Origin of the sequence: Methanosarcina sp. KYL-1, assembly GCF_024372725.1 — an archaeon.
Lineage (GTDB): Archaea > Halobacteriota > Methanosarcinia > Methanosarcinales > Methanosarcinaceae > Methanosarcina.
On the sequence record NZ_VOUA01000018.1, the window covers coordinates 35,425 to 47,202 of the forward strand.

Below are 11,778 nucleotides of genomic sequence, written 5' to 3' on the forward strand. Positions count from 1 at the left end.
TCGGTAAAGTAAACAAAAAGCAAAAAATCCGGTTCAGCCAGAAAATCCGGCCTGAACCAGCATGAAACAAAGATCCGGATCGAATTCAAACTTTTCAAGAGCTTTACAGGTAAGGACCTGCCCTCCGTTCCACAAACCTGCCGTAGAAATTTGCAAGGAAGATGGAGCTTGTGAAGTACATGGCGGGTATGCCCACAAGGACGATGATAAGCACTATAAATACAAGGACAAGGGCATACTGCTTCAGTATCGCAATAATGTAGTCGCCGAGGTTGTCCTTGACAGCATTCAGGATCCCGAACTCGAAGAAGGAAGCTACGGTCTGTTTCCTGAAGAAGTTGACCGCAAGGATCGGGATCACGAAAAAGCTGAGCAGCAGGTTCAGGAGGTTGCCTGCGGTTTCGCTGACGGAAATTGCGGCGAACAACACAATGAAATAAGCTATGTAGAACGGGAGCGACTTAAGGGTAATAATGAACCCCAGCTTCAGGTCGTCCATGAAACGGAATTTGGGGAGCCCTTCGTACCTGCCCTCAATGAACTCATTAACTAACCTGACAATGTAACCGGTAAGGGCAAACCAGCCGAGGATAGGAATGATTAACCAGAGTATATAAAGGAGCCTCGTTGGCGTTTTAAAAGGATACTTAAAAGCGTCTGAAAAACTTATACTTTCTATAATAACCACCGTACATACTCTTCTTTAGAGGCATATAAAACTTAGTACAAATAAATAAAGAGATCCGTAGAGAGTATATAAAAAATCAGTTCAGTGAATCATGGAAAAAAAATCAGAAAGCAGAAAGAAAAACCAGAAAGAAAAAACCAGAAAAGGCAACCGGAAAAGGCAACCGGAAAGAAAAGCACCCGAAAGCTTCAAACAAAATTAAAAAATTAAAAGGTTAAAGAGTAAGTGTAATGTGTAATGGAAGGAATGCCCTTCACAGAATCTGTATTTGAACAGCCTTGCAATTTATACTTTTTAAATGAAAAGTTTTAGACCAGGGTTTTTTTTCTAACCCCTCCGAGCTTCTCATGAATTTATGGAATGGGAAAAATCATCCAGATTATTTTTTCTTTGTTCCCTTTTCCAGTTGCTTCTTTGCTTCCTTATCGCCGGAAGAAGCTTTTTTCTGCAGTTTTTCCATGTCTTTGCGAGCTTTAGAGCTGCTCTGTTCTTTCTGTTCAGTACCCTTCTTAGATGCTGCCATACAATTTTACCTTCAGCGAGATCGCTTATGCAACCTCTTCATGGTTCTGCCGCAGCGCATTTTTTTATAGGCGCTACTGCGAGCTGCTATCTTCAGTTTTAAAAGTATTTATAAGTTCCCGTCGAGAGGAAAACTTTTTGAGAGGAAAGAAGGCTGGAAAAGGAGAGTATTTGATGAAAAGATAATGATGAGAAGATAAACCTTGAAAACAAACTTCCGGCAAAAAGAATCAGAACAATAGAACATTAATTGAGAAAGAAAATCAGAACAATAGAACATTAATTGAGAAAGAAAATCAGAACAATAGAACATTAATTGAGAAAGAAATATCCGGGGCTGTATATTACACCCCCGGTCTCTCTCATGAACTGTATAGAAAATGAACTAAGTATCGGATTATTTTTTCTTCTTTTCCTTTGTAAGCTTCTTCTTTGCGTCCTTGCTGCCTGCTGCGGCTTTTTGTTCCAGCTGTTCGACCTTTTCTTTCTGTGCACTCTTCTTCTTATCAAGATCTTTCTTAGACATTGCCATAGTACAATACCTTCGTAAATATTGCCATGATGGGTATCTGTATAGATTTTCGATGTTGTTAGATGCTGTTAAGATGTTGCTGTTACGCCAGATTTTACCTGGCATTACTGCAAGCTTTGATCTTCAGTCTTAAAAGTATTTATCGGTTTCCATTGAGAGAAAAAAAATTCATCCAGACTTCAAGTTTTTGTGAAAAATTCAATCAGACTGAAAGCTTTTGTGAAAAAAACCAATCGTCAAATGTTAAAAAAATCGTCAACTGTTGAAAAAGAGCTCATGAAATCCATTCTGAAAAGCTATTACAAGCAACCCTGAAAGATCCAGGATAAAAATAAAAAATTGGGACGAGAGTGAAAGGCCGAAAAATAAACGTAGTGTAAAAAGGAGAAATAATCTCAAAGGAACTGATTTTCAAACAGCTCTGCAGGTTATGCTGTTTTTAAATAAAAAGCCCTCAGGATTATTTACCTTCCAGTCCCCAACCTTTCATAGTATATGGTAAGGGAACGACTCATCAGGATTATTTCTTCTTCTTTTCCTTTGCCAGTTTCTTCTTAGCATCCTTGCTTCCTGATGCAGCCATTTTTTCCAGCTGTTCCATCTTTTCTTTCTTAGCGCCCTTCCTCTTATCCATATCTTTCTTAGACATTGCCATAGTTTATACCTTCATAGAAATTAATGTAGTACAATACCCTCAGAGATGCTACTGCAGAGCAGTCCAAAAGAGATATTGCTGAAAATCAATCCTTTTTTGTTTTAAGAGTATTTATCAGTTTCCGGCGAAGGGAAAAACAGTAAGAAGTTAGAAGGAAAGCGAGAAAGGATCAAGAAATATTCAAAAACTCCAAGCTAAGGAATTGGGAAGCCATTTCCGAACCGTAATTTGGCTTATTTTCGCTTCAATTGTTTCCCCCGACCCGAACCCCTGATACTGCCCCGTACTAACAACCGTGCAAAAACTCCTGCTGCCAATAACACTATAAAAACCCTTTACTTAGATAAAAAGAAAATCGCTATCCAGGGCAGCGTCTATTTCAACAACCGGGAAAGAACAATAAAAAGGGCCTGGAAAAGCAGATAAAGAAATCGAGAACCGCAGTAAGAAAAATAGATGTATTAAACGTGTTTTGTTCCGCTCGCTTGCGAGCGGCTTTTCCAGAAAATACAAAAAGAAGAAGAAGAAGAAGAAGAAAAAGAAGAAGAAGAAGAAAAAGAAAAAGAAGAAAATAAAGTCGTGTAATTTTTATTGTCCAACATACCCTGAGTAAGCGGTTCTCTTGCTCTTCAGGCCGACAACTGATTTTCCAATTATAATTCACAGCCGAACACTGATTTATCTTTTACAATTCAGGCCGAACACTGATTTTCCCTTTATAATTCAAGTTTCAGGATACATTCTTTTTAAGATTTTAGGACTTACGCACTTGAGAAGTAAAATCGAGAACATGCAGCCTCTTCAAAATTATTGAAAATCTACAGTTAAATGTTTCATGCTTCTGGTTTTCAGTTCAACTGCGTAAGTCCTAGATTTAATATTCAGGTTACATTTTCACTTAAGGGAAAACGCCGTTCACTTCGTGAACGGGACTTCTGCCCCGGGTAAGAACCGCCCGCCTGAAACCTATCCCTACCCGGAAATCCAGGCTTTGAAAGTTAGCCGGGGTTCAAAATCATCAAGAAAAAAATCCAAAAAATAGACCCTGTTCAAAAAAGAAGTGTATTGAAATCGCCCGAAAAAAATATGAAAGAACACTGACAAAAATCAAGAGAGAACTAAGAAGGAACTGAGAAGGAACTAAGAAGGAACTGAGAAGGAACTAAGAAGGAACTGAGAAGGAACTAAGAAGGAACTGAGAAGGAACTAAGAAGGAACTGAGAAGGAACTAAGAAGGAACTGAGAAGGAACTAAGAAGGAACTAAGAAAGACGAAAAAAGACGAAAAAAGACGAAAAAAATTTAAAACAAACCAAAAACGAACTAAAAACAAAAAATAGAAAAATAAGGCCAAATGGCCTTTTTACTGTCTTTCCTTTTCCTTCCTGTACTTGCACATGGCTTTGACAAGACCTTTAAACGGTGGGGAGGGCCTTCCAGGCCTTGACCTGAACTCGGGGTGGAACTGGGAAGCGAAGAAGAAGCGCTTATCAGGGATTTCGGCGATCTCCATTCTGTTTTTGTTTTTGCCGGAGAATACCATGCCAAAGGATTCCAGCCTGTCCACGAATTCGGGGTTTACCTCGTACCTGTGGCGGTGGCGCTCGACGATGTAGCTGGTGCCGTAGATATCTGCGGCAATTGAGCCTTCTTTAAGGATGGCTTCGTAGTCACCGAGACGCATGGTACCGCCCATGTCAGCAACGCCGCTCTGTTCGGGGAGGATGTCAATGACAGGGTAGGGGGTATCCTCGTCAAATTCGGTGCTGTTTGCGCCGTCCAGTTTTACCACGTCGCGGGCAAACTCGATTACTGCAAGCTGCATGCCCAGGCAGATCCCGAGGAAGGGGAGGTTATTTTCCCGGGCGCATTTGATTGCGAGCATCTTGCCTTCGGTCCCACGGCCACCGAAACCGCCTGGGATCAGGACACCGTCGTACTGGAGGAGGAGTTTGTCAACACCTGCCGGGTCGTTTTCCAGGACTTCGGCTTCGATCATGTTGATGTTGACCCTGCATGCGTTTTCTATGCCGCCGTGCTTTACGGCTTCCAGGATGCTCAGGTAGGAATCTTCAAGGTTGGTGTATTTCCCGACGATTGCAAGGTCTACTTCTTCCTTGACTTCTTTCATCCTGACAACCATGTTCTTCCAGCCCTCGTCTTCTACTTCGGAGTTGAGCTGCAACCTCTGCATTAGTTTTGTCGTTAGGCCCTGCTTTTCAATTTCCAGGGGCACCTCGTAAATGTCATCGGCATCGTGGGCACTTATGACCAGTTCCTGGGAAACGTCACAGAAAAGGGCGATCTTTTCCTTTGCGCTCTCCTGCAGGGGGGTCCTTGACCGGGTAACGATTACATCAGGGCTCAGGCCAAGTGCCCTGAGCTCTTTTACGGAGTGCTGGGAGGGCTTGGTCTTCTGCTCACCCTGAAGGTCTTCCATGACCAGGGTCACGTGGATAAACACGATATTTTCAGGAGGCTCTTCCCTATGCATCTGGCGGACGGCTTCCAGGAAAGGCATACTTTCGATGTCTCCCACAGTTCCCCCGATTTCCACCAGGCAGATGTCAGCCCCGCTCCGGGCTGCAACTTTCCTGATCTTGTTCTTGATCTCGTTTGTGATGTGGGGGATGATCTGGACGGTCTTTCCCAGGTAATCGCCTCTCCTCTCCTTTGCGATCACTTCCTGGTAGACCTTGCCAGTGGTGAGATTGTGGTCCCTGGTAAGTTCCGTGTCCAGGAACCGCTCGTAGTTCCCGAGGTCCAGGTCAACTTCGCCGCCGTCTTTAAGCACGAAAACTTCCCCGTGCTGGTAGGGGCTCATGGTGCCTGCGTCAATGTTGATGTAAGGGTCGATCTTGATAGACGTAACTTTGTATCCTTTATTTTTCAGGTTCCTGCCGATGGACGCGATGGTGATGCCTTTTCCAAGCCCGCTCATCACTCCACCGGTAACTACGATATACTTCATGGGTCAGCTTCCTCAACAATTATATTCAGTAGCGGTTTATTGCTCAGTGGGATAATCACCCAAAACATTTGCAAAAAATTCCATTAAATGCCTGCTTACGAACACAATACCAATAGTTTCATGATATAAAAAGAATGGTATCAGGACCTGCTGCACCCCTGTGGAAAAAACCAAAGAAACAGCACCCTACCAGGGCAACAGGGACAAAAAGAAAATATGGGAATCTTGCCCTCCCTTCCACAGAGGGATTCAAACCATGGAGGAATTCAACCCATTGAGAAATTCAGTCCATGAAGGATCAATCCATAGAGGAATTCAACCAATTAAGGAATTCAGACCATGGAGAAATTCAAACAATGGAGGAATTCAGTCCACAAGGGCCTCAGCGTTTTACCGTGCAGAGTTCAGCCTTCGTCCATAATTCTCAGCAGAATATAGGTAATGCAGGTAATGAACAGAATGGAAAATAACAGAGCCTGGGTAAAACTGATGCTGTATTCGGAACTTCCCGGAATAAAGAGATAAAGGAAGAAAAGAAAAACAAGAACCAGAAAGCCTCCCATTGCCATGGTCAGAGAAAACTTTTCATCTTTTTCTACGTTTCTTCGGGGATTTTTATGGGCATGTGAGGTTGAAGGGTTCCCTGTCAGTTTCTTCAGGATTGAGACCAGAAGCCCGTTTTCTCCCGGCTGACGCGGAGCTTTCTTTGCAGGTTTCTCCGCAGAGGGCCTGTAGGGTCGCATCTCATCGTTTTCCTCCCATATCTGGATTTCGTCATCAGGGGACTCTTTAGGCTTTTCGACTCTCCCCAGTTGCACGGGAAACCCTTTCTTTTTCGAGCCGTAACCTGCAGTAATGAAGATCTGCCCTTTCGTAAGGACCCGGCCGTCATGCGGAATTCTTGCAACGGCTGAAACATACTCCTTCTGGAGGACATACGGGTTGTCCCGCAAAAACGTAATCTGGCCTTTGAGCTCATCACTCACGGAAAGGTGAATGTGGGTAGGAGAACCGTGGTTGCTTATCAGGATTTCAAAGGTCTGGTCTTCCCCTGGGGAAAGAGGAATCTCGATGCCTTCTTTTTCAAACTCTATTGAGTTCAATTCCTGCCGGTTGATTATAACATTCTGGAATATCTGCTGCAAGCTTAACCCCTCACATCAGTTCCTCATATCGGGAGGAAGCAAATTCGGGATCCCTTCATCTATCGGATAATGCTCTTTGCAGACAGGGCAGTAGAGGGTCCCGGATATGACCTCCTCTTCGTTTTCTTCAACAACGTTCAAAACCAGATCGCCTTTGCAGATAGGGCAGGCCAGAATATCCATAAGATCCTTTTTCACTCTGTAGTCACCGTCAAAGCCACTTGTAAGATAGGGGAAGGGGAATTCCATTTTGCGGGATTATTTAATGTAACTGAATTAATTCTCTATAGCTGAAAAATTCTTTGTAGCTGAATTATGTAGTAGGACTATCTTCCGTATTTACTTTACGTAAATTTCCGTATTTTACTTTAGGTAAATCATCTTTTGTATTTTAATGTCACCTGTATAATTACAAATTATTTACGATTTGGGTTTTTCTCTCCTTAAAAATTAGTTACAACTTCGCTCTTTTGCATTTCACTGAATGTAACAACTTCAAAAATATATTAGCATATTGGCAATTTTCACAAAGTTTATAAGACAGTAACATTTGATAAAATATGTATTTTGCCTCATTAGAGGGAATAAAAATAATGTAGCAAGTCCAAAATAAGAGGAGCTGTAAATATATTTTGCAAGATCTAATTTTGGATGTGCGCTGGTCAATAATTTTGGATGAAACCTGGTTTCACATAATTTTCCCTCTACGGTTGGGAAACCGGGACAGAAAAACCTCGAACTTTTAAAAAAGACAATTAGAACAGTGTGGAGTGAAAATGAAGCCGAAAGCATACGAGAGAAGCATAGACCCTGCCACCCGGGCCATGCTCCTGAAAGCCGAAAAGGAAGGAATAGAGACCGCCTGGGACCGCTATGAGAAGCAGCTGCCCCAGTGCAGCTTCGGGCAGCTGGGAGTCTGCTGCCGGAACTGTAACATGGGCCCCTGCAGGATAGACCCCTTCGGGGAAGGGGCGGATAAAGGGGTCTGCGGGGCCACTGCAGACATCATAGTTGCAAGAAACCTCCTCAGGATGATTGCCGCAGGCGCGGCTGCCCATTCCGACCATGCCAGGGACGCCGTGCTGACTTTCAAGAAGATGAGCGGAGGAGAAGCCGGAAGCTACGGCATAAAAGACGAAGCCAAACTCTTTTCCCTGGCTGCCGAATATGGGATTTCTGCCGAAGACAGGAGCAAAGAAGAAATCACAGCCGAACTTGCCAGCGCCCTGCTTGCTGAATTCGGAAAGCAGGAAGGGCCCATACAGTATACCCGCCGGGCTCCCGAAACAAGGCTCAGGCTCTGGGCAGAACTCGGGATCGAACCTAGGGGAATTGACCGGGAAATCGTGGAATGCATGCACAGGACCCACATGGGAGTGGACAACGATGCAACCCACATCCTCCTGCACGGGCTCAGGACCAGCCTCTCGGACGGCTGGGGCGGTTCCATGATCGCAACGGAGGTACAGGACGTGCTTTTCGGGACTCCCGAACCCAGGAAAGCTACCGTAAACCTCGGGGTGCTTTCCGAAGATAAGGTAAACGTGATCATACACGGGCACGAACCCATCCTCTCCGAAATGATTGTGGAAGCTGCCGAAGACCCCACACTCCTTAAACTTGCAAAAGAGAAGGGAGCAAAGGGGATTAACGTTGCAGGGATCTGCTGCACTGGAAACGAAACCCTGATGCGACACGGGACTCCTATTGCCGGGACATTTCTCCAGCAGGAGCTGGCAGTGATTACAGGAGCCGTAGAAGCTATGGTTGTGGACGTGCAGTGCGTAATGCCTGCCCTGGGAAGCCTTACGGGCTGCTACCACACAAAGTTCATTTCAACCTCCCCGAAAGCCGACTTCCCGGGGACAAACCGGATCGAGTTCCACGAGGAGAAGGCCTATGAAACCGCAAAGGAGATCGTAAGGACGGCGGTCGAAAACTTCCCTAACCGCAGCCCGGAAAAGGTCAGCATCCCGGACGAGAAACAGGAATGCATGGTCGGCTTCAGTGCAGAAGCCATCCTTAAAGCCCTTGGAGGGACCCCGACCCCCCTCATAGACGCAATCGCCGGCGGTTCGGTAAAGGGGATAGGGGCAGTTGTAGGCTGCAACAATGTCAAGGTCCAGCACAACTACGGGCACGTTAACCTGGTAAAGGAACTGATCAAAAACAATGTCCTGGTGGTAACCACCGGCTGCAATGCAATAGCCTGTGCCGAAGCCGGGCTCCTGGTACCCGAAGCCGCTTCCATGGCAGGAGAAGGCTTAAAAGGAGTGTGCGAAGCCCTGGGCATCCCCCCGGTCCTGCACATGGGTTCCTGTGTGGACATCAGCAGGATCCTGGTGCTCGCCTCAGCCATTGCAAAAGCCCTCGGGGTGGACATAAGCGACCTGCCGGCTGCAGGTGCGGCCCCGGAATGGATGAGTGAAAAAGCCGTGAGCATAGGGGCGTACGTGGTCTCCTCCGGGGTCTACACCGTACTCGGGACAGTCCCGCCTGTCCTCGGAAGCGCAGCAGTTGCCGATCTCCTGACCAGGGGGCTGGACGGGGTTGTAGGAGCCAGCTTTGCCGTTGAGCCCGACCCCTTCAAAGCCGCCAGCCTGATGCTTGCAAGGATCGAGGAAAAGCGAAAAGCCCTCGGGCTTAAGGCCTGAGCCGGAGGTGAGCGGATGAAAGAAGTTATGGTCCGCCCGGAACGCTGCATGGGCTGCAGGTCCTGTGAAATTGCCTGCGCCGTTGAGCATTCCGAAAGCAAGAGCCTCTTTGCAGCCGTAGGGGAAAGCCCCAGCCCGAGGAAAAGGATCTATATAGAGTACATCCCCGAACACGCCGCTTCCGTCCCGGTGACCTGCCGGCACTGCGAGGACGCTCCCTGCACAACAGTCTGCCCCACAGGTGCCCTTTCCAGGGAAGAGATCAGCAGGAAAGTCGTCCATTCCCCCGAACTCTGCATCGGCTGCTGGACCTGTTCCATGGTCTGCAACTATGGGGTAATCGGGAGGCAAAAGGAAGCCAGGGTTGCAGTAAAATGCGACCTCTGCCCGGGAAGGGAAGTCCCTGCCTGCGTGGAAGCCTGCCCAACAAACGCCCTGGTCTATGCGGAGGTTAAAGACTTTTCCGGGATCAAACGCGCGGAAGCTGCCCTGAAGCTGGCCAGGGGAATGAAACCCGGAAGCGCCCTCTGATGAGCCGCCTCCGAAATATGGGAAATTGAGGTGAAAACCACGGAAAAAAGAACCCTGCACCCGACAATCTGCCCTTACTGCAGCCTAGGCTGCGGATTTTTCCTGGAGCTTGAAGAAGGAAAAGCTGTCGGTATCCGGTATATGCCCGAACATCCGGTAAACGAGGGAAGCCTCTGCCCGAAAGGGAACGCTGCCCCGGACATCCTGAACCACCCTGACAGGCTGAAATACCCCCTGCTGAAGACAGAAAACGGATGGAAACAGCTTGAATGGGAGGAAGCCCTGTCCCTGGCAGCAGAAAAGCTCGGGACTGCAAGAAAAGAAAACGGGCCAAACTCCCTGGCCTTCCTGGGCTCGGCCAAGTGCAGCAACGAGGAAAATTACCTATTCCAGAAAATTGCCCGCCTCCTGGGCACAAGCAACGTGGACAACTGCGCAAGGCTCTGCCACGCCTCGACCCTTATAGGGCTTGGAAAGACCCTGGGGGCCGGGGCTATGACCAACCCCCTGGCAGACCTCTCCAATTCGGACTGCGTCTTCGTTATCGGGTCCAACTTTGCAGAAAACCACCCGGCTGTCGCCCGCCAGGTCCTCAGGGCAAAAGATAAAGGGGCTTTCGTAATCGTCGCCGATCCCCGCCTGACCCCGACAAGCTGGCTTGCGGATTTGACGCTCAGGCTGAAGCCGGGAACGGACGTTGCCCTGCTGAACGGGATGATGCATGTGATCGTAAACGAGGGGCTCCTGGACAGGAACTTTGTAAGGGAAAAGACGGAAGGCTTTCCCGGACTTGAGCAGGCCCTGCAGCGCTGCTGCCCTGAAACCGCCTCCCGCATTACCGGCATCCCCCCTTCGGAGATAATAAAAGCTGCCCGGGCTTATGCGAGAGCAGGGGCGGCTTCTATCGTCTATTCCATGGGGATAACCCAGCACATTTCAGGTACGGACAACGTAACCGCCTGTGCAGACCTTGCCCTGCTCTGCGGCCAGGTAGGAAGGAAAGGGGCCGGAGTCCTTCCCTTAAGAGGGCAGAACAACGTGCAGGGAGCCTGCGATATGGGAGCCCTTGCCGAGTTTTTCCCGGGTTACGGGAAAGTGGGAGACGCAGAAGCAGCAGGCAGGTTAAAAACCCTGTGGAAAACGGACAAACTTCCAGAAAAACCGGGCCTTACGGCAACGGAAATAGCTGAGGCTGCAGGGAAAGGAAAGTTAAAAGCGCTGTACGTGATGGGAGAAGACCTGGTAAATTCACACGCTGATTCCTCAAGGGTCAGGGAAGCCCTGGAGAGCCTGGACTTCCTTGTGGTGCAGGACATCTTCATGACCGACACGGCCGAATACGCCGACCTTGTCCTCCCCGCAGCCGCCTGGGCGGAAAAGGAAGGGAGTTTCACCTCGACGGAAAGAAGGGTTCAGTGGACCGACCGGGCCCTTTCCCCTCCGGGAGAGGCAAAACCCGACATTGAAATCCTGCTCCTGCTCGCCGAAAAGCTCGGGCTGGGCCTTCCATACAGGACTGCAGGAGATGTGCTTGCCGAGATCTCGGGTGCGGTCCCCTCTTACGGGGGAATGACAAAAGAAAGGCTGAAAAAAGGTTTCGGGCTTATCTGGCCCTGCCCGGACTCCTCCCACCCCGGGACTCCGGTCCTGCATGTGGGAAGGTTCAAAACCCCTGACGGGAAGGCACGGCTAATTCCGGTAGAATACCAGAGCCCGGCCGAAATCCCGGACCCGGATTATCCTTTCCTGCTTACCACAGGAAGGGTGGTGCTCCACTACAATGCAGGTTCCATGAGCCGGCGGAGCAAAGCCCTGCTCGAAAAGGAACCCGGACTCTTTGTTGAGATCCACCCTTCGGATGCAAAGGCAATGGAAATCGGTGAAGGGAACAGGCTGGTGCTTGAAACCCGGAGAGGGAAAACGGAAGCTACGGCCAGGCTGACCGGAAAGATAGGCCCCGGGGTCCTTTTCATGCCATTCCACTTTCCGGGGACGAACGTGCTCACCGGAGACGCCCTGGACAGGGAAGCGAAGATCCCGGAATTCAAAGTCTCAGCCTGCCGGATCAGGAGGGAATGAAA

Annotated in this window: 11 protein-coding genes; 4 read left to right on the forward strand and 7 right to left on the reverse strand. The window is 48.2% G+C overall.

The features are described 5' to 3' along the window. Positions 1-103: 103 nt before the first annotated feature. The 5 genes from FTO70_RS12145 to pyrG all read right to left on the reverse strand — a co-directional run bounded on the left by FTO70_RS12145 (position 104) and on the right by pyrG (position 5,367). Positions 104-688 carry a DUF4013 domain-containing protein gene (locus FTO70_RS12145; RefSeq protein WP_255336026.1) on the reverse strand — a complete coding sequence of 195 codons (585 nt, stop codon included), beginning with the start codon at positions 686-688 and terminating at the stop codon, positions 104-106. A gap of 379 nt (positions 689-1,067) precedes the next feature. Then, positions 1,068-1,211: a hypothetical protein gene (locus FTO70_RS12150; RefSeq protein WP_255336027.1), complete on the reverse strand. Its 144-nt coding sequence runs from the start codon at positions 1,209-1,211 to the stop codon at positions 1,068-1,070. Between the two features lie 396 nt (positions 1,212-1,607). Beyond that, on the reverse strand, positions 1,608-1,742 hold the full coding sequence (locus FTO70_RS12155; protein ID WP_255336028.1) for a hypothetical protein: 135 nt from the start codon (positions 1,740-1,742) through the stop codon (positions 1,608-1,610). 520 nt (positions 1,743-2,262) lie between these two features. Beyond that, entirely contained in the window at positions 2,263-2,397 is a 135-nt protein-coding gene (locus FTO70_RS12160; protein WP_255336029.1) for a hypothetical protein, read from the reverse strand. 1,362 nt (positions 2,398-3,759) lie between these two features. Beyond that, positions 3,760-5,367 (reverse strand): glutamine hydrolyzing CTP synthase, encoded by a 1,608-nt coding sequence (pyrG, locus tag FTO70_RS12165; protein WP_255336030.1) that lies wholly within the window; start codon positions 5,365-5,367, stop codon positions 3,760-3,762. 256 nt (positions 5,368-5,623) lie between these two features. On the opposite strand from pyrG, the gene FTO70_RS12170 reads away from it, so the two are divergent. Then, entirely contained in the window at positions 5,624-5,788 is a 165-nt protein-coding gene (locus FTO70_RS12170; protein WP_255336031.1) for a hypothetical protein, read from the forward strand. Here FTO70_RS12170 and FTO70_RS12175 read toward each other — a convergent pair. Further along, a complete protein-coding gene (locus tag FTO70_RS12175) occupies positions 5,772-6,512 on the reverse strand; it encodes a hypothetical protein (RefSeq protein ID WP_255336032.1) in 741 nt (246 codons plus the stop codon). The genes FTO70_RS12170 and FTO70_RS12175 overlap by 17 nt on opposite strands. 15 nt (positions 6,513-6,527) lie before the next feature. Continuing rightward, the gene (locus tag FTO70_RS12180; protein WP_255336033.1) at positions 6,528-6,761 is read right to left on the reverse strand and encodes a methytransferase partner Trm112; all 234 of its coding nucleotides are present in this window, start codon (positions 6,759-6,761) and stop codon (positions 6,528-6,530) included. A 527-nt stretch (positions 6,762-7,288) separates the two neighbouring features. Between FTO70_RS12180 and cooS the strand changes: the two genes are divergently transcribed. Genes cooS through fdhF form a run of 3 tightly spaced genes read left to right on the forward strand, consistent with a single transcriptional unit; the run spans position 7,289 to position 11,776 of the window. Beyond that, positions 7,289-9,166 (forward strand): anaerobic carbon-monoxide dehydrogenase catalytic subunit, encoded by a 1,878-nt coding sequence (cooS, locus tag FTO70_RS12185; protein ID WP_255336034.1) that lies wholly within the window; start codon positions 7,289-7,291, stop codon positions 9,164-9,166. A gap of 15 nt (positions 9,167-9,181) precedes the next feature. Then, a complete protein-coding gene (locus tag FTO70_RS12190; RefSeq protein WP_255336035.1) occupies positions 9,182-9,697 on the forward strand; it encodes a 4Fe-4S dicluster domain-containing protein in 516 nt (171 codons plus the stop codon). 30 nt (positions 9,698-9,727) lie between these two features. Further along, on the forward strand, positions 9,728-11,776 hold the full coding sequence (gene fdhF / locus FTO70_RS12195; protein WP_255336036.1) for a formate dehydrogenase subunit alpha: 2,049 nt from the start codon (positions 9,728-9,730) through the stop codon (positions 11,774-11,776). Positions 11,777-11,778 lie beyond the last annotated feature (2 nt).

Excerpts from the sequence above, each read along its gene's own strand:
- FTO70_RS12150 (WP_255336027.1), bottom strand. The coding sequence starts at position 1,211 with ATGGCAGCATCTAAGAAGGGTACTGAACAGAAAGAACAGAGCAGCTCT.
- FTO70_RS12170 (WP_255336031.1), top strand. The coding sequence starts at position 5,624 with ATGGAGGAATTCAACCCATTGAGAAATTCAGTCCATGAAGGATCAATC.
- FTO70_RS12160 (WP_255336029.1), bottom strand. The coding sequence starts at position 2,397 with ATGGCAATGTCTAAGAAAGATATGGATAAGAGGAAGGGCGCTAAGAAA.
- FTO70_RS12155 (WP_255336028.1), bottom strand. The coding sequence starts at position 1,742 with ATGGCAATGTCTAAGAAAGATCTTGATAAGAAGAAGAGTGCACAGAAA.
- cooS (WP_255336034.1), top strand. The coding sequence starts at position 7,289 with ATGAAGCCGAAAGCATACGAGAGAAGCATAGACCCTGCCACCCGGGCC.
- FTO70_RS12180 (WP_255336033.1), bottom strand. The coding sequence starts at position 6,761 with ATGGAATTCCCCTTCCCCTATCTTACAAGTGGCTTTGACGGTGACTAC.
- pyrG (WP_255336030.1), bottom strand. The coding sequence starts at position 5,367 with ATGAAGTATATCGTAGTTACCGGTGGAGTGATGAGCGGGCTTGGAAAA.
- FTO70_RS12190 (WP_255336035.1), top strand. The coding sequence starts at position 9,182 with ATGAAAGAAGTTATGGTCCGCCCGGAACGCTGCATGGGCTGCAGGTCC.